At 77.7% G+C, this 16,921-nt stretch carries 16 protein-coding genes; 9 read left to right on the top strand and 7 right to left on the bottom strand.

Annotation, left to right across the window (positions count from 1 at the left end; translation table 11 throughout):
* Positions 1-84 precede the first annotated feature (84 nt).
* The 4 genes from ACI79L_RS00745 to ACI79L_RS00730 all read left to right on the top strand — a co-directional run bounded on the left by ACI79L_RS00745 (position 85) and on the right by ACI79L_RS00730 (position 2,299).
* The gene (locus ACI79L_RS00745; RefSeq protein WP_456934934.1) at positions 85-351 is read left to right on the top strand and encodes a hypothetical protein; all 267 of its coding nucleotides are present in this window, start codon (positions 85-87) and stop codon (positions 349-351) included.
* Between the two features lie 86 nt (positions 352-437).
* Positions 438-872, top strand: a complete 435-nt coding sequence (locus ACI79L_RS00740) for an AAA family ATPase (protein WP_456934933.1) — start codon at positions 438-440, stop codon at positions 870-872.
* An 88-nt stretch (positions 873-960) separates the two neighbouring features.
* A complete protein-coding gene (locus tag ACI79L_RS00735) occupies positions 961-1,380 on the top strand; it encodes a DUF350 domain-containing protein (RefSeq protein WP_456934932.1) in 420 nt (139 codons plus the stop codon).
* Positions 1,381-1,537: 157 nt separating this feature from the next.
* Positions 1,538-2,299 (top strand): SDR family oxidoreductase, encoded by a 762-nt coding sequence (locus tag ACI79L_RS00730; protein ID WP_456934931.1) that lies wholly within the window; start codon positions 1,538-1,540, stop codon positions 2,297-2,299.
* Between the two features lie 265 nt (positions 2,300-2,564).
* On the opposite strand, the gene ACI79L_RS00725 is transcribed toward ACI79L_RS00730, so the two are convergent.
* Both ACI79L_RS00725 and ACI79L_RS00720 read right to left on the bottom strand, forming a co-directional pair.
* A complete protein-coding gene (locus ACI79L_RS00725) occupies positions 2,565-3,746 on the bottom strand; it encodes a cation:proton antiporter (protein ID WP_456934930.1) in 1,182 nt (393 codons plus the stop codon).
* Positions 3,747-3,755: 9 nt separating this feature from the next.
* Entirely contained in the window at positions 3,756-4,244 is a 489-nt protein-coding gene (locus tag ACI79L_RS00720; protein WP_456934929.1) for a cation:proton antiporter regulatory subunit, read from the bottom strand.
* 109 nt (positions 4,245-4,353) lie between these two features.
* Here ACI79L_RS00720 and ACI79L_RS00715 point away from each other — a divergent pair, with 109 nt between their 5' ends.
* Positions 4,354-4,974, top strand: a complete 621-nt coding sequence (locus tag ACI79L_RS00715; RefSeq protein WP_456934928.1) for an SGNH/GDSL hydrolase family protein — start codon at positions 4,354-4,356, stop codon at positions 4,972-4,974.
* A gap of 2 nt (positions 4,975-4,976) precedes the next feature.
* Here ACI79L_RS00715 and ACI79L_RS00710 read toward each other — a convergent pair whose 3' ends face one another.
* From ACI79L_RS00710 to ACI79L_RS00700, 3 genes are read right to left on the bottom strand one after another with little or no spacing between them, the layout of a single operon-like run.
* Positions 4,977-5,636, bottom strand: coding sequence for an NADPH-dependent F420 reductase (locus ACI79L_RS00710; RefSeq protein WP_456934927.1), 660 nt, complete (start codon positions 5,634-5,636; stop codon positions 4,977-4,979).
* 49 nt (positions 5,637-5,685) lie between these two features.
* Positions 5,686-8,541 (bottom strand): FAD-binding and (Fe-S)-binding domain-containing protein, encoded by a 2,856-nt coding sequence (locus tag ACI79L_RS00705; RefSeq protein WP_456934926.1) that lies wholly within the window; start codon positions 8,539-8,541, stop codon positions 5,686-5,688.
* Between the two features lie 55 nt (positions 8,542-8,596).
* A complete protein-coding gene (locus ACI79L_RS00700) occupies positions 8,597-9,001 on the bottom strand; it encodes a cupin domain-containing protein (RefSeq protein WP_456927967.1) in 405 nt (134 codons plus the stop codon).
* Between the two features lie 177 nt (positions 9,002-9,178).
* Here ACI79L_RS00700 and ACI79L_RS00695 point away from each other — a divergent pair, with 177 nt between their 5' ends.
* On the top strand, positions 9,179-10,591 hold the full coding sequence (locus tag ACI79L_RS00695; protein ID WP_456934925.1) for an MFS transporter: 1,413 nt from the start codon (positions 9,179-9,181) through the stop codon (positions 10,589-10,591).
* Here the strand turns inward: ACI79L_RS00695 and ACI79L_RS00690 are convergent.
* The gene (locus tag ACI79L_RS00690) at positions 10,539-11,840 is read right to left on the bottom strand and encodes a hypothetical protein (RefSeq protein ID WP_456934924.1); all 1,302 of its coding nucleotides are present in this window, start codon (positions 11,838-11,840) and stop codon (positions 10,539-10,541) included. The genes ACI79L_RS00695 and ACI79L_RS00690 overlap by 53 nt on opposite strands.
* A gap of 59 nt (positions 11,841-11,899) precedes the next feature.
* Between ACI79L_RS00690 and ACI79L_RS00685 the strand changes: the two genes are divergently transcribed.
* Positions 11,900-13,642 (top strand): hypothetical protein, encoded by a 1,743-nt coding sequence (locus ACI79L_RS00685; protein ID WP_456934923.1) that lies wholly within the window; start codon positions 11,900-11,902, stop codon positions 13,640-13,642.
* On the opposite strand, the gene ACI79L_RS00680 is transcribed toward ACI79L_RS00685, so the two are convergent.
* Positions 13,534-14,952, bottom strand: a complete 1,419-nt coding sequence (locus tag ACI79L_RS00680) for a glycosyltransferase family 4 protein (RefSeq protein WP_456934922.1) — start codon at positions 14,950-14,952, stop codon at positions 13,534-13,536. The two genes, ACI79L_RS00685 and ACI79L_RS00680, sit on opposite strands and share 109 nt — an antisense overlap.
* Before the next feature lie 82 nt (positions 14,953-15,034).
* On the opposite strand from ACI79L_RS00680, the gene ACI79L_RS00675 reads away from it, so the two are divergent.
* Entirely contained in the window at positions 15,035-15,775 is a 741-nt protein-coding gene (locus ACI79L_RS00675) for a class I SAM-dependent methyltransferase (RefSeq protein ID WP_456934921.1), read from the top strand.
* A 155-nt stretch (positions 15,776-15,930) separates the two neighbouring features.
* Positions 15,931-16,896 (top strand): DUF3068 domain-containing protein, encoded by a 966-nt coding sequence (locus ACI79L_RS00670; RefSeq protein ID WP_456934920.1) that lies wholly within the window; start codon positions 15,931-15,933, stop codon positions 16,894-16,896.
* Positions 16,897-16,921 lie beyond the last annotated feature (25 nt).

The following is a 16,921-nucleotide window of genomic DNA, read 5'->3' as shown; positions in this document are numbered from 1 at the left end:
CAGCGCTTTCGGGGAATGTCAGGGGTCGGGAGGACGTTGTCCACAAGCCGGGGAACGGTCCCGGCGAGACCCCGAGGAGGACCCGTGAAGGGCGATCGTGTCGAGGTCGTCATCGACGCCGGTGGCGACACCCGCACCTACGAGATCGAGGCCACCCGCGCCGGGCGCCGGGTGGACGTGTCCCACGGCCGCGGCGTCGTGGAGGTCACCGAGACCACCCGCGGCGGCACGCCCGTGCGCACCGCACGCTTCATGGCCGGGAGGGTGCTCGCGCTGGTCGAGCACCCGGCGGCCCGCCCGGTGTTCGAGGACGACGACGAGCCGGTGACCCCGCTGCGCCGGAGCGCGTGATGGAGGACCTCCCTGCCCCCCACCGCTCGCACGCTCGCGGCGGGCCCCTGCAGGGAGGCCGTTCCAGCACCTCACCCGAGCTCGTCGTGGTGGTCGGCCTGCAGGGCGCGGGCAAGTCGACGTGGGTGCGGCGCACCCTCGCCGGCACGCACGAGGTGGTGAGCAAGGACCACTGGCCCCGCGCCCGCCGGCGGGAGGTCCGGCAGCAGCGGCTGGTCGCCGCGCTGCTGGCGGCCGGGCGCAGCGTCGTCGTCGACAACACCAGCCCCTCGCCGGAGGAGCGCGCGCCGCTGGTCGCCGCGGCCCGCGCGGCCGGCGTGCCGGTGCGCGCGGTCTGGGTGGACACCCCGCTCGAGGAGTGCCTGGCCCGCAACGCGGCCCGCGAGACGCCGGTGCCGCTGGTCGGGGTGTACGCCGCCCGCGCCCGGTTCGCCCCACCCACCGAGGCCGAGGGCTTCGATCGCGTGGACGTCGTGCGGGGGAACGTCGTGCGGGGTGACGTCGCGCGCCCGGGGGACTGACCGGCCGGACCGTCGCGTGCGGCCGGGGGAGCCGGTGCGGTAGGAACTGGCAGGCCCGTCCGCTCCCGCCCCCGGAGGTACCCGTCCCGTGCTGGCCAGCATCGGCTACGCCGTCGCCTACACCGCCGTCGGCCTCGTGCTGCTGGCCCTCGGCTTCCTCGTCCTCGACCTGCTGACGCCCGGCCACCTCGGCCGGCGCATCTACGAGGACCGGTCGGTGAGCGCCGCGGTCGTCCTGTCCGCCGGGTTCCTCGCCCAGGGCGCGGTCATCTTCGCCGCCATCTGGACCAACGCGACGTCCGGGTTCGGGGAGGCGCTGCTCTGGACCGTCGTCTTCGGCGTGCTCGGCGTGGTGCTGCAGGCCGTCGCGTTCCTCGTCCTCGACCTGCTCACGCCGGGGAAGATGGGCCAGCTCGTCACCGAGACCGGCTTCCACCCCGCGAGCCTGGTGATGGCCGCGACCCAGCTCTCGGTCGCCGCGATCATCGTCGCCTCGATCTGGCCCTGACGGCCGCCGCGCACCGGCACGGGGCCGTCTCCGGACGCCCCGGGAGCCCGCCGTAACCTGACCGGCGCAGCCCGGGGGCCGGCGCGGGGACGACCCGGCCCGAGCCCCCCACCCGGACCGGCCGGCGACGACGCCGCCACCAACGAGAGGAACTGCCATGAGCGAGGCCACCCCCCGCGTCGCCATCGTGACCGGCGCCGCGCGCGGCATCGGCGCCGCGACGGCGAAGCGCCTGGCCGCCGACGGCTTCGCCGTCGCCGTGCTCGACCTCGACGAGGCGAACACCAAGGACACCGTGCAGGCCATCGAGTCCGCCGGCGGGCGCGCGCTCGGCGTCGGCGCCGACGTCAGCGACGCCGAGCAGGTGCAGGCCGCCGTCGACCGGATCGCCGCCGAGCTCGGCCCGCCGGTCGTGCTGATCAACAACGCCGGCGTCATCCGGGACAACATGCTGTTCAAGATGACCGAGGTCGACTGGGACCTGGTCATGAACGTGCACCTGCGCGGCGCCTTCCTCATGAGCCGCGCCTGCCAGAAGCACATGGTCGAGGCCACGTGGGGCCGGATCGTGAACCTGTCCTCGACCTCGGCGCTGGGCAACCGCGGCCAGGCGAACTACTCGACGGCGAAGGCGGGCCTGCAGGGCTTCACCAAGACCCTCGCCATCGAGCTGGGCAAGTTCGGTGTCACCGCCAACGCGATCGCCCCGGGCTTCATCCAGACCGAGATGACGATGGCCACCGCCGAGCGCATGGGCATCGCCTTCGACGACTTCATCAAGGGCGCCGCCTCGCAGATCCCGGTGGCCCGCGTCGGCCAGCCCGAGGACATCGCCCACCTGGTGTCGTTCTTCGTCAGCGAGGGCGCGGGCTTCGTCTCCGGCCAGGTCGTCTACGCCGCGGGTGGCCCGAAGGCGTAACGGCCACCACGCACGGACCCTCGGGGCCCGGCCGGGAGATCCCGGCCGGGCCCCGTCGCGTCGTGGGGTCGTTCACGCCGACTTCACGGTGTTCCTCATCGCCACGCCGCCGGCCGCGCTCGCGCTGCTCGTGGTGCTGTTCATCCCGGAGAAGCCGCTGAGGACGACGTCGGGCGCGCAGCGGCCGGCCGAGGAGCACGGCGGCGCGCCCGTCCTGCACCGACCGCAGCGGGCGTGTCCCACCCCGGGTCCGCGGCGCCGACGCTCACGCGGCCGGCGCCCCGGGCCCGGGGTGGGCCGTGCCGGGGAGCGCGGTCCGGGGCTCGGCCAGCCGGGTCACCACGGGGCCGGCGACGGCGAGCACCAGCACGTACGCGGTGGTCAGGGGGCCGAGCTCGGGCAGGCCGGCCACCACGGCCAGCCCGGCGATGACCACGGAGAACTCCCCGCGGGCGATCAGTGCCGTCCCGGCACGCCAGCGGCCCGGAGCGGCGACCCCGTCCCGGCGGGCGGCGTACCAGCCGGTCCCCACCTTGGTCGCCGCCGTCACGACGGCGAGGAGCAGCGCCGCCGGCAGGACCGGGACGACGTCGGCGGGGTCGGTGCCCAGCCCGAAGGCCACGAAGAAGGTCGCCGCGAACAGGTCGCGCAGCGGGGTGAGGATCCGCCGCACCCGTGCGGCGAACGGGGCAGGCAGGGCCAGCCCGACGAGGAAGGCGCCGACCGCGGCCGAGACGCCCAGCGCCTGGGCCGCGCCGGCGACCAGCAGGGTCAGCCCGACCAGCCGCAGGAGGACCTGCTCGTCGTCGGGGGAGGTGAGCAGCACCCCGAGGCGGTGACCGTGGCGCCGGGCCGCGGCCAGGACCAGCACCACGGCCCCGGCGGCCAGGGCGAGGCCGCCGGCGGCCGCGGCCGGGCCGCCCCCGGCCAGCGCCACCGCGAGCAGCGGCAGCACCAGCGCCATCGCGAGGTCCTCGAGGACCAGGACCGACAGCACGGCCGGCGTCTCCCGGTTGGCCAGCCGGCCGAGGTCGGCGAGCAGCCGGGCCACGATGCCCGACGACGAGACGTAGGTGATGCCGCCGAGGGCCAGGGCTCCCTGCCAGGGCAGGCCGAGCGCCAGGCCGGCCACGATGCCCGGCGGCGCGTTGAGCAGCAGGTCCACCACGCCCGAACGGCCGTGGTGGCGCAGCGAGGTGAACAGCTCGTCCGGTGAGAACTCCAGGCCGAGGGCGAGCAGCAGCAGCACGACGCCGATCTCGGCCGCGGCCTCGATGAACGGGGTGGCCGTGGTCAGGGGCGCGACCCCGCCCTCGCCCACCGCCAGCGCGGCCACGAGGACGAACGGGATGGGGGAGAGGTCCAGGCGCCGGGCGAGCAGGCCGAGCAGCGCGAGCCCCAGGAAGAGCAGTCCCAGTTCGACCAGCAGCGCCTCGGTGCCGTGCACGCCGGGGGCCTAGGCCGCGCCGTCCAGGCGCGCGCCGAGCCGGGTGAGCCCGGCGTCGGAGCCGATGGCGACCAGCACGTCCCCGGCGTGCAGGACCTCCGCCGGCCCGGGGGAGGGGACGACGTCGTTCTCGCGCACCACGGCCACGATCGAGCACCCGGTCAGCGTCCGGGCGCGGGTGTCACCGAGCGGACGCCCGTCGAAGGGGGACCCGGGACGCAGGAGGAAGCGGGCGGACTCGAGGCCCGGCACCTCGCGGGAGAGGTCGACGAACCGCTGGGTCAGCCGCGGCGCGCCGAGGAGCTCGGCCAGGACGCCGGTCTCCTCGGCGTCGAGCCGGAACACGGCGCGGGCGCGGTCCGGGTCGCGCCGGTCGAACACGGCCACCTCCGCGCCGCCCTCGCGCTGGACGACGACGGCCAGGCGGTCGCCGGCACGCGTCGTGAGTCCGTAGCGCACGCCGACGCCGGGCAGCATGGTCTCGTCCAGATCCACCACGCGGGCATCGTGGCAGAGCGTCGCGGCTCGGGGCGCACGGTGGCCGGGGTCACCGGCGGCCGGCCGGACCGGCGGGCAGAGCGCCCCGCCGGCCGGCGTTGCACCGGGCGTGACCGACCGTCTCCACCTCGCCGTCCTCGGTGACTCGATCGCGTACGGCACCGGTGCCGCGCGGGTCGAGGACGGCCTCGGCCCGCGGCTGGCGCAGGTGCTGCGCAGCGCGGGCATCGACACCGAGCTGTCCGTGCTGGCCGTGCCCGGCGCGGTCTCCCGCGACCTCGCCGCGCAGGTCCGCCGGGCCGCGCCGCTGGGCGCCGACCTCGCCGTCGTGGTGATCGGCGCCAACGACCTCGCCCGGTTCCTCCCCGTCGAGCAGGCGGTGGCCGCGCTCGGCGGCGCCGTCGACGGGCTGCGCGCCGCGGGCACCGACGTGGTCGTGGTGCCGGCGCCGGACATGTCCAGCGTGCCGTTCGTGCCGCCGGCGTTCCGGCCGGTCGTGCAGGCCGCCTGCGCGGCGATGCAGCAGCGGCAGGCGGAGGCGGCGCGGGCGCGCGGCGCCGTCGTCGCGGCCGTGTCCGCCGAGGTGGGCCGGGCGTTCACCACCGACCCGGCGCTGTTCTCCGCCGACCGGTTCCACCCCTCCTCGGCCGGCTACGCGCGGATCGCCGCGGCGCTGGCCCCGACGGTGCTGGCCACCGCCCGCGCCCGCCGGGACCGCCGCGCCGCCTGAGCTCACGCGGCCCGGGTCGCCTCCGCGGTCGCCCGGCGCAGGCCCTCGAGGTCGAGGTCCGGGCCGTAGCCGGCGGTGCCGGGCTCGATCCGCCAGCTCTCGGCCAGCGGGCCCAGGTCGAGGACGTCGAAGCCGATCTCGTCGATGAACGAGGCGACGACCTCCCGGGCCGAGGCGTCGTCCCCGGCGACGGCCAGCGCCCGCCGGTGCGGGGTGCCGCTCGGCGTCCGCCGGGCGGTGATCTGCCCGGCCGGGATGTGGTTGAACGCCTTGACCACGCGCGACGTGGGCAGGTGGTCCTGCAGCAGCTGGGAGCTGGTGGTGCGCCCCTCGTCGAGGGCGGCGACGTGCCCGTCGCGCTCCGGGTAGTAGTTGTTGGTGTCGATGACGACCTTCCCGGCCAGCGGCTCGACCGGGATGTCGGGGACCGCCCTGAGCGGCACGGTGACGACGACGAGGTCGCCGGCGGCGCCGGCCCCGGCTGCGGTGGCGGCGCGCACCGAGCCGCGGCGGGAGGGCCGGTCGGTGAGCGCGTCGACGAGGCCGGCGAGGGTCTCCGGGCCGCGGGAGTTGGCGAGGACGACGTCGTGGCCGAGGTCGGTGGCCGCCTGCGCGAGCGCCGTGCCGATGTGGCCGGCGCCGATGATGCCGAGAGTGGTCATGCCTGCCGCCAACGCGCCGGCCGGCGGCCCATTCCCGGCCCCTCGCTCCCTAGGCCCGGTCCAGCGCGTCGGCCAGCAGCTCGGCGAGGTGCCTGCCCGGCCGGTCGGCGAGCTGGTCCAGCTGCGTGCGGCAGGAGAACCCGTCGGCCAGCACGACGGCGTCCGGCCCGGCCGCGCGGACGGCGGGCAGCAGCTGCTGCTCCGCGATGGTCACCGACACCTCGTGGTGCCCCCGCTCGACGCCCCAGTTGCCGGCCAGCCCGCAGCAGCCGCCGAGCCGGGTGACCGTCGCGCCGGCCCGGCGCAGCAGCCGCTCGTCGGTCGCCCAGCCCATGACCGCGTGGTGGTGGCAGTGCGGCTGGGCGACCACCTCGACGCCGGCCAGCGACGGCGGCGCCCACCCCTCGGTGGCGGTGAGCAGCTCGGCCAGCGTCCGGGTGGCCGCGGCGACCCGCCCGGCCATGGCACCCCCGCCCACCCCCTCGAGCAGCTCCACGGCGTCGCTGCGCAGCGCCGCGGTGCACGAGGGCTCCACGCCGACGATCGGGATGCCCGCGTCGGCCAGCGGCGCCAGCCGGCGCACGGTGTCGCCGAGGATCCGTTTCGCGGTGTCCAGCTGCCCGGTGGTGATCCAGGTCAGGCCGCAGCAGGTGTCGTCGCCGGGCACCTGCACCGAGTAGCCGGCGGCCTCGAGCACCCGGACGGCGGCGTGCGCGGCCTCCGGCGCGAAGTGGTCGGTGAACGAGTCCACCCACAGCGCCACCGGCGCGCCGCCGCCCGGCCGGGGGGTGAACGACTGCCGGAAGGTGCGCGGCGCGAACGACGGCAGCGACCGCCGCCGGTCCACGCCGGCGCCCCACCTCGCCAGCCGCCCGCCGAGCCGGTTGCGCAGCACCGCGTTGACCAGCCGCGGCGCCCGCGCGGCCAGGTCGGACCACATCGGCAGCCGGCCCAGCGTGTAGTGCGCCAGCGGCCGGATGCGCCGCCGGTAGGACTGGTGCAGCACCTCGGACTTGTAGCTGGCCATGTCCACGCCGGTCGGGCAGTCCCTCGAGCAGCCCTTGCACGACAGGCACAGGTCGAGCGCGGCGTGCACCTCCGGTGAGCGCCAGTCCCGCACCGGCCCGCCCGGCGCGAGCATCTCCTGCAGCACCCGGGCGCGGCCGCGGGTGGAGTCCTTCTCCTCGCGGGTGGCCGGGAACGACGGGCACATCACCGCGACGCCGGACGGGTCGGCCCGGCACTTGCCGACGCCGGTGCAGCGGTGCACCGCGTTGGAGAGGTCGCCGTCGTCGTGCCGGTAGGCCAGCGCCAGGCCCTCGCGCAGCCGGGGCGCGGCGGCCACCCGGACGTCGTCGTCCAGGCGGGCCGGGCGCACCAGCACGCCGGGGTTGAGCACGTCGTCTGGGTCGAACAGCGCCTTGACCTGCGCGAACAGGTCCAGCGCGGCGGGGGAGTACATGGTCGACAGCAGCTCGCTGCGGGCCCGGCCGTCGCCGTGCTCGCCCGACACCGACCCGCCGTAGCGGGCGACCAGCCGGGCGGCGTCCTCGACGAAGGAGCGGTAGGCGGCGCGGCCGCGGTCGGGCTCGCGGCCGAACGGGAAGTCGATGCGCACGTGCACGCAGCCGTCGCCGAAGTGGCCGTACGGCACGCCCTGCAGCCCGTGCTGCTCCAGCAGCGCGTCGAACTCGCGCAGGTAGGCGCCGAGGGACTCCACCGGCACGGCGGCGTCCTCCCAGCCGGCGTGCGCGGGGCGGCCGTCGGAGGTGCGCGCGGCCAGGCCCGCGCCGTCCTCGCGGATCCGCCAGATCGCGGCGGCGTGCGCGACGTCGGTGACCACCAGGGCGTCCAGGGCGCCGGCGTCGGCGACCACGCCCGCGCCCTTCGCCTCGACCTCGGCGACGGTGTCGCCGGTGAGCTCGACGATCAGCCAGCCCGCGCCGCGCGGCAGGTCGGGGACGACGGCGGCCGGCACGTCGCGCAGCCGCTGCACGATCCGCTCGTCCAGGCCCTCGACGGCGGTCGGCCCGTGCCGGAGCAGGCCGGGCGTGGCGTCGGCGGCGTCGGCCATCGACGGGTAACCGAGCACGACCAGCTCGCGGTACGGGGCGTCGACGACCAGCCGCACGGTGGCGCCGAGGACGACGGCGAGCGTGCCCTCGCTGCCCACCAGCGCCCGGGCGACGTCGAAGCCGTGCTCGGGCAGCAGGTGCTCCAGCGAGTAGCCCGACACCTGCCGGCCGAAGCGGCCGAGCTCGGTGCGGATGGTGGCCAGCTCGCGGCCGACCAGGGCGCGCAGGTCGTCGACCACCCCGCTGCCCGTGCCGTCCACGGCCGCCCCGGAGGTCAGCCGCAGCCGCTGCCCGGTCCCGGTGACGACGTCGAGGCCGACGACGTTGTCCGACGTCCGGCCGTAGCCCAGCGCCCGCGACCCGCAGGCGTTGTTGCCGATCATCCCGCCGACGGTGCAGCGGTTGGCGGTGCTCGGGTCCGGCCCGAAGCGCAGCCCGTGCGGGCGGGCGGCCAGCTGCAGCCGGGCCTGGACGACGCCGGGGTCGATGACCGCGGTGCGCGCCTCGGCGTCGACCGCGTGCACCCGGTCCAGGTACCGGCTGGTGTCGACGACGACCCCGGTGCCCACGGCGTTGCCGGCGATCGAGGTGCCGGCGCCGCGCATGGTCAGCGGCACGCCGAGGGTCCGGCAGACCTCGAGGGCGGCGACGACCTCGTCGGCGTCGCGCGGGCGGACGACGGCGCGCGGCAGCACGCGGTACAGCGAGCCGTCGGAGGAGTACAGCGCCCGGGCCAGGCCCGAGTCGTCGACGTCACCGATCCCGGCCCGCCGGAGCGCGGCGGTGACCTCGGCGGTGTCGGCGGTGGTGTCGGCGAGTGCGCTGCTCACCCTCCCAGTGTCCCCGGTGCCGCCGCGGGGGCGGACGGCACCGGGGGGAGGCGGGTCAGTCGCCGGTCGGCGGCTCGTCCTCGCCGGACTCCTCCGCCGCGTCGGCCTCCTCCTTGGTGTGGTGCACCGCGCCGTCGGCGTGCTCCGGCGGGCCGTACACCGTGTACAGGATCAGCGGGTTCTCGCCGGTGTTGACGAAGTTGTGCTTGGTCCCGGCCGGGACGACGACCAGGTCGCCCTGCGCGACCTTCTTCGTGGCGCCGCCGACCTTCGCCTCCCCGATGCCGCTGACGAAGGTGAGGATCTGGTCGATGTCCTCGTGGACCTCCTCGCCGATCTCCCCGCCCGGCGGGATGGTCATGACGACCAGCTGCGTGTTCTTCCCGGTCCACAGGACCCGGCGGAAGTCGGGGCTCTCCTCGGCGACGGTCGCGATGGTGAAGTGGATGACGGACGCCATGGACGGCGCTCCTCCCTGTCTCGCGGCACCCGGACGGTGCTCCTCGGACCAGCCTTGCCCCCCGCTGCTGCGGCCCATGCCTGTTCCTCCGCAGGGGTGGTGCACCCGCGGCCGGCCCTGCTAGCGTCCCGGCATCACGGTTGGAATGTCCAACCGACGAGCCTGCTGGGGGCGCGCGTGTCCCGATCGGTCGACTCCCGTCCCGTGCCCGCGGCCGCCGACGGCGCCGGGGCCGCCGCGCTGCAGCGGCGGACGCTCGCCGTCGTCGCGGTCAGCACCCTCGTCGTCCTCGCCGCCTTCGTCACCCCGCTGGCCACCGCCGTGGCCACCGCCGCCGAGCTGGGCACCGGCGCGGGCGGGCAGGCGTGGCTGCTGTCGGCGATGAGCGTGGGGCTGGCCGCGGCGCTGCTGGTCACCGGCGCCGCCGCCGACGACCTCGGCCGCCGCCGGGTGTTCACCGCGGGTCTCGTGCTGCTGGCCGCCGGCGCCGCGCTGTCGGCCGCCGCGGGGTCGACCGGGGTCTTCGTCGCCGGCCGGCTGGTCGAGGGCGTCGGCGGCGCGGCCGTGCTGGCCTGCTCGCTCGGGCTGATCGCTCAGGTGTTCCCGCTCGGCCCGGCGCGGGCGCGCGCGGCGGCGGTCTGGGGCGCCAGCCTGGGCGCGGGCACCGGCGTGGGCGGGCTGGCCGCGGTGGTCCTCGACGGCGACACCGGCTGGCGGGCCACGCACGTCGCCACCGCCGCCGTCACGCTGCTGCTGGCGGTCGCCGCCCGGCTGCTGCTGCCGGAGGCGGCACCCGGCCGCCGGCCGCGGGTCGACGTCGCCGGGCCCGTGCTGCTCGTCGCCGCGGTGTGCTGCCTGCTCGTCGGGCTGGTCGCCACCCGCACCGGCACCGGGACCGCTCCCGTCGTCGCGCTGCTCGCCGGCGGCGCGGTCCTGACCGTCGCGTTCGTGCTGGCCGAGTCCCGGGTGCGCGCCCCGATGGTCGACCTCGGCCTGTTCCGCGTCCGCGGCTTCCTCGCCGCGAGCGTCGGCGCGCTGGTCACCGGCGCGGCCACGGTCGGGCTGATGTCCTTCCTCGCCACCGTGCTGCAGCGGGCGCTGGGGGAGAGCCTGCTCGCGACGACGGTGCTCGTGCTCATCTGGTCCGCGGTGGCGACGGCGACGTCGGTGGGCCTGCGCTGGCTGCCCGGCGTCGACGGGCGCGTGCTGCTGGCCGCCGGCCTCGCGGTCTCGGCCGCGGGACTGGCAGCGCTGGCCGTCCTCGACCCCGGCGACCGGGCCGCCGCGCTGCTGCCGGGCCTGCTGGTCCTCGGCGTCGGCTACGGCGCGGCCAACGCGGCGCTCGGCCGCGAGGCGGTGGCGCACGTGCCGCCGGAGCGGGCCGGCATGGGCAGCGGCGCCAACAACACCGCCCGCTACCTGGGCGCCGCCGTCGGCGTCACGCTGGTCGTCCTGCTGGTGACCGCGGGCGCGCCCGCCGGCACCGCGGCCGGCCTGCTCGCCGGGTGGGACGCGGCCGCGCTCGCCGGCGCCGGGGTCAGCGCGGCCGGGGCGCTGGCGGTGCTGGCACTGCGACCGGCGCGCCGCTGACCGCCGTCGCGGCCACCGCGGCGTCGCCGTCCGGGTCCGGCGCCGCCGCGCGCAGCCGCAGCAGGCCGACGGTCACCAGCAGCACGCCGGTGCCGGCCGCGGTCCCGACGACGGCGAACACCGACAGCCGCCCGGCCGCGGCCAGGACCTCCACCACCGCGCACTCGAGCGCGACGGCGCCCCAGACCGCGGCGGCCGCGACGCGGTCCGCGGCGGCGATGCCGGAGTAGAGGAGCAGCTGCGCCAGGGCCAGCAGCGCGCCGCACGCGGTGAACACCCACGCCCACCCGCCGAGCGCGCTGCCGTAGGCGGCCCCGCCGACCAGCGGCAGCGCGGCCTCCCCGAGCGCCGCGGTGGCGGCGGTCAGCAGCGCGCCCAGCCCGCCGACCACCGCCAGCGCCCGCGGCAGCTCGCGCCGCCGGGCGGCGGCGTCGGCCATCCGCGGCAGCACCACCACCCCGACGCCCTGCGGCAGCCAGTAGGCGACCTTGGCGAACACCGCGCCGACGGCGTACTCGCCGGCCAGCGCCGCCGGCAGGTGGTGCCGGGCGAGCAGCAGGTCGACGTTGACCAGCAGCACCAGCCCGGCCAGCGCCCCCGCCGCGCGGGCCGCCGCCCGGGCGGGCGCGCGCAGCCCGCGGGCCACCCCGGGCCGACCGGCGCACAACCAGGTGACGGCCGCGCCGGCCGCGCACCCGGCGGCCATGCCGGCCAGCGCCGCGGCCGGCGTGCCGCCGGCCAGCAGCCCGGTCAGCGCGCCCGCCGTCTTGAGCGACCCGAAGGCGACGACGACCACCGCCAGCCGCCCGTGCCGCCCGGTGCCCTGCAGGAGGCCGTCGTAGGTGCCGACCAGCGTGTGCGGCACGAGGACGGCGACCATCCAGGCGGCCGCGGTCGGGTCGGGCAGCCGCAGCAGCGCCACCACCGGGGCCAGCGCGAGCAGGCCGACCAGCGCGGTGGCGGCGCAGGTGGCCAGCGCGGTCGCGTGCAGGCGCGGCGCCTCGGCCGCGGCCGCCTCCGGCGACCGGCCGCCCAGCCGCAGCGCGGTGGCGGTCTGCAGCCCGGTGGCCGGCACGGTGCCCACCAGCAGCACGCCGAGCAGCGCGGCCAGCTCGCCGTAGGACGCCGGGGTGAGCACCCGCGCGGCCAGCACGGTCACCACGTAGGACAGGGCGCTCACCGACAGCAGCGCCGCGGACACCAGCGCCGCCGGCGCCACGCGGGCCGCCCGGCTCCGGGACGCGCTCACGCCACGCACCTACGCTGCTGGCGCCCGGGAGCCGGGCACGACGGGGGAGAGGGGCGCGCGTGGAGACCGCCGTCGATCCCGTCACCGCGCCCGACCGCTCCCCGTGGCCGGCCCGCGGGCTGGCCGCCGCGGTGGCGCTGCTGGTGACCGCGCCGGTGCTCGCGCCGGGCTACGTGCTGCTCGCCGACATGGTGTTCGTCCCGCGCCAGGACCTCGACCTCGACGCGTTCGGCCTGTCCGGCGGGCTGCCCCGCGCGGTCCCCGCCGACGGCGCGGCGGCCCTGCTCACCGCCGTGCTGCCCGGCTCGCTGGTGCAGGCCGCCGTGCTGCTGCTCACCGTCTACGCCGCGGTGCTCGGCGCCGCGCGGCTGGTGCCGCCGGGCCCGGACGGGCGCCGCGGCGCGGCCGGCGCGGTCGCCGGGCTGGTCTACGGCTGGAGCCCCTACCTCGCCGAGCGGCTGCTCATCGGCCACTGGACCCTGTTGGTGGCCTGGGCCGCGCTGCCCTGGGTGGTGCGGGCCGGGCTGCGGCTGCGCGCCGGCGAGCCGCGGGCGCTGCCCCGGCTGGTGCTCGCCGTCGCGCCGGCCGCGCTCACCCCCACCGGCAGCCTGCTCGCCGCGGGCGCCGTGCTCGCCGGCACCGGCCGCCGCTCCGCCCTCCGCGGCCTCGCGGCGGTCGCGCTGCTCTCGGCGCCGTGGGTGGTCGCCGGCCTGCTCGCCCCGGCCACCGGCACCTCGGACCCGTCCGGGGTGGCCGCCTTCGCCGCGCGCGGCGAGAACTGGGCCGGCGCCGTGGTCGCCGTGCTCGGCGCCGGCGGCATCTGGAACGGCGCAGCCGTCCCCGGCAGCCGCGCGTCGGCGCTGGTCCCGCTGGTCACCGCGCTGCTGCTCGCCCTCGCCGCCGCGGGCTGGGCGCCGCGGCCCGCCCGCGCGGGCGGCGGCCGGCTGCTCGGACTCGGGGCCGCGGGCCTGCTGCTCGCCGCCGCCGGCGTCCTGCCCGGCACCCGGGACCTGCTCGAGGCCGCGGTCGCCGGCGTGCCGGGGGCCGGCCTGCTGCGCGACGGGCAGAAGTGGGCCGCCTGGCTCGCTCTGCCGCTCGCCGTCGGCGCCGGGCTCGGCACCCGCCGCGCGGTCGCGGCCGTGCGCGCGCACCTGCCGGGCCCCGCCGCCGGGGCGGTCGCCGTCGCAGCCGCGCTGCTGCCGCTGGTCGCCGTCCCCGACCTCGCCTGGGGCGTCGGCGGCCGGCTGCAGCCGGTGGCCTGGCCCGCCGACTGGCAGACCGTGCGCACCGTGCTCGCCGAGGACACCGCGCCCGGCGACGTGCTGGTCCTGCCCGCCGGCGCCTACCGCGCGTTCGGCTGGAACGGCGACCGCCCGCAGCTGGACCCCGCGGCCCGCTGGCTGCCCCGGCCGGTCCTCGCCGACGACACGCTGGTCGTCGACGGCCGGCCGGTGCGCGGCGAGCACGCCCGCGCCGCGCGGGCCCTCGCCGCCGCCGGGGACCCGCGGGCGCTGGCCCGGCTCGGGGTCGGCTGGGTGCTGGTCGAGCGCGGCACGCCCGGCCCGGCCGTGCCCACCGCGGTGGGGGACCTGCCGCTCGTCGTCGACGGCGCCGACCTGCGGCTGTACCGCGTACCCGGCGCGCTGCCGGGCCCCCGGCCCTCGGCCGGGCGGGCGGCCGCGGTGGGGATCGCTCACGGCGCCGCGCTGGGCGCGGTGGCCGGGGCCGCGTTGTGGATCACGCTCGCGGCGTCTATGGTCCCGCTCCGACGTCGCCCCCCGAGGAAACGAGTGCCCGCGTGAAGACCCTCCTGGCCGTGCTCCTGTCCCTCGGCACCGGTGCCGGCATCGGTGCCGCCGCCGTCGCCGGCGTCTCGGCCGCCGTCGACCCGGACACCTCCGCCGTCGAGCAGAGCGACCAGCAGACGATCGACGTCCTGGACTACGGCACCCGCGGCTGACCCCCGGCCGGCGTCCGCACCGGCGGGCGCCGGCACCCCCGCCAGGACCCCGCGCAGCACCCGCGCCCAGCCCCGCACGGCCGACGGCCAGTCGAACCGGGCCGCGTGCCGGGCCGCCGCGGCGCCCATCGCCGACCGCGCGAGCGGGTCGGCCAGCAGCCGGTCCACCACCTCGGTGAGCTCGTCGAGGTCGTCGACCAGCACGCCGGTGCGGCCGTCGAGCACCGACTCGGTGAGCCCGCCCGAGGACCGGTAGCCCACCGTCGGCGTCCGGTGCGCGCCGGCCTCGGTGACCACCAGGCCCCACCCCTCCTTGACCGAGGGGCACAGCTGCAGCCACGCCCGCGCCAGCTCGGCGTGCTTGGCCGGCTCGTCCAGGAAGCCGTGGAACTCGACCCGGTCGGCGACGCCCAGCCGCTCCGCCTCGGCCCGCAGCCGGTCCTCCCACCAGCCCTCGCCGACGACCGACAGCACGAGGTCCGGCCGCTGCCGCCGCAGCCGGGCCAGCACCTCGAGGGCGTGCTCGACCCGCTTGTGCGGCACCAGCCGGCCGAGCACCACCACCCGCGGCGTGGGCGAGCGACGCACCGCCACCGACGGCGCGGGCTCCACCCCGTTGGGCACGACGGCGACCCGCGCCGGCGCGACGCCGAGCCCGGCCAGCTCCGTGCGGGTGGCCTCGGAGACGGTGACGTACCGGGACCGCCGGTAGACCCACGGCGCGAGCCGCGACTCCAACCACCAGCCGACCGCGCCGCCGAGCCGGCCGAACACGATCGGCCACTGCTCGCGGTGCACGTGGTGGACCAGCACCGTCACCGGCGCGCGGGTCACCAGCGGGCTGCAGAAGGGCAGCCCGTTCTGCACGTCGACGACGAGCCGGGCGCGCGAGCGCAGCACGTGCAGCAGCGCCCGCGGGTAGACGCCGAGCCGGCCGCCGCGGCGCACGACGTGCACCCCGCCCAAGACCTCCTCGGCCGGGGCGCGGTCGTGGGCGGCGCAGAACATCTCGACCCGCAGCCCCGCTGCCGCGAGCCCCTCGGCGACCCGGTGCACGTACCGTTCGGACCCGCCGCCCTCCGGGTGGCCGAGGTCGCGCCAGTTGACGAACAGGACGTCGACGGGCGGACGCCGGGGGGAGACGCGGATCACCCGCGGCACGATACAGACGGGTACCAGCCATTCCACCCGCCCGAACGGGCGGTCCTTCCAGTGCTGAGGAGAGACCCCGGAAATGGACCGGACGGCGACGCTGCGGCGGTCGGTGCGGCTGTTCCGCGCCTTCCTGCGCGAGCAGACCGATCCCGATTCCTTCTACGGCGTCCTGGCCGAGGACTCGGTGCGCCGGCTGGCCCGGCACGCCGACCTCGCCGGGGCCACCGTCCTCGACGTCGGCGGCGGGCCGGGGTACTTCTCGGCCGCCTTCCGCGCGGCCGGGGCCCGCTACGTCGGCCTCGAGCCCGACGCCGGCGAGATGGCCGCGCGCGGCCAGCCCGAGCCCGGGACGGTGCGCGGCAGCGGCGAGGCGCTGCCGGTGCGCACCGGCGCCGTCGACGTCTGCTACTCCTCCAACGTGCTGGAGCACGTGCGGCACCCGTGGGTGATGGCCGACGAGATGGTGCGGGTGACCAGGCCCGGGGGCACCGTGCTGCTGTCGTTCACCCCCTGGCTGTCGCCATGGGGCGGGCACGAGACCGCGCCCTGGCACTACCTCGGCGGGGCGCGGGCCCGCCGGCGCTACCGGCGGCGCACCGGCCGCGAGCCGAAGAACCGGTTCGGCGAGTCGCTGTTCGCCGTCTCCGCCGGGGCGGCGGTCCGCTGGGCCCGGCGCTGTCCGGACGCCGATCTCGTCACCGTGTACCCGCGCTACCACCCGTGGTGGGCGGCGTGGGTCGCGCGCGTGCCGGGGCTGCGGGAGGTCGCAAGCTGGAACGTCGTCCTGGTGCTCCGGCGACGTGGGTGTGACGCCCGGTAACGGACGTTATCGACGCCGGTACGCGCTCGTACCCGACCCGATCGGGGGACCGGTACCGGCCGGAACCGGCCGGAGTTGGCGTGTGGTGTGGCCGACAGTAATGTGACCGCGCTGCGACGCCGGTGGAGCCGTCGCCCGGTCGAGGAGGTTCCCGCATGCGTCGTCGTGTCCTCGGGTTCGTGCTGCTGGCCCTGGGCGCGCTGTGCCTCGGTGCCGCGCTCGCGATCCGCCTGGTGCTGGCGCCCACCCTGGTGACGCTGCCCCTCGACCAGGAGGCCTCGCGGGCCGTCGTCGACGAGGACGCGACCTACCTGGACATGGAGCAGCTGGAGGAGGCGCAGGGCGAGGTCACCGCGCGGCTGACCGTCCAGGGCGACGCCGACTCACCCGACGCCTCCGACGACGTCGCCGTCTGGGCCTCCGGCACCACGATCACCACGGCCGACGGCACGCTGGTCACCGAGCCCTCCGAGGTCGTCAACTGCCTCGACCGGAGGACGGCCGAGGCGGTGGACTGCGGCGCGGCCAGCGAGGACATCGACGGCCTGACGCTGACCTTCCCGTTCGACACCCAGCAGCAGGACTACGAGGTGTGGAACGGCAACGTCGGCGAGGCGGTCCCCGCCCGGTACGACGGCGAGGACGAGGTCGAGGGCGTCGAGGTCTACCGGTTCCTGCAGTCGGTCCCCGAGACGGTGATCCGCCAGATCGAGGTCCCCGGCAGCCTGGCCGGCGAGTCGAGCGACGCGACCGTCACCGCCGACGTCGTCTTCAGCAGCGAGCGGGAGATCCTCGTCGAGCCGGTCAGCGGCAAGATCGTCAGCTCCGTCGAGAGCCCGGTGACGGTGCTGCGGGGCCCGAGCGGCGACACCGGCGTCACGGTGCTGTCCGCCGAGCTCGGGCCGACCGAGGACGGGCTGCGCGACGCCGCCGCGGACGCCGCCGACACCCGCGACCAGATCACCCTCGTCCAGCGCACCCTGCCGCTCGCCGTCGCCGGGCTCGGCGTGCTGCTGCTGATCGCCGGCGCCGTGCTGCTGCTGCGCGCCGACCGCGGCGCCCACCGGACCCCCACGACGGCCGCCGTCCCGCCGACCGCCCCGGTGTCCTTCGCCAAGTGACGCCCGACCGCCGGCGCGACCCCCT

This window comes from Geodermatophilus sp. SYSU D00684 (assembly GCF_054050455.1).
The sequence above is the reverse complement of the archived record's forward strand: the minus strand, read 5'-3'. Positions and strand labels throughout refer to the sequence as shown.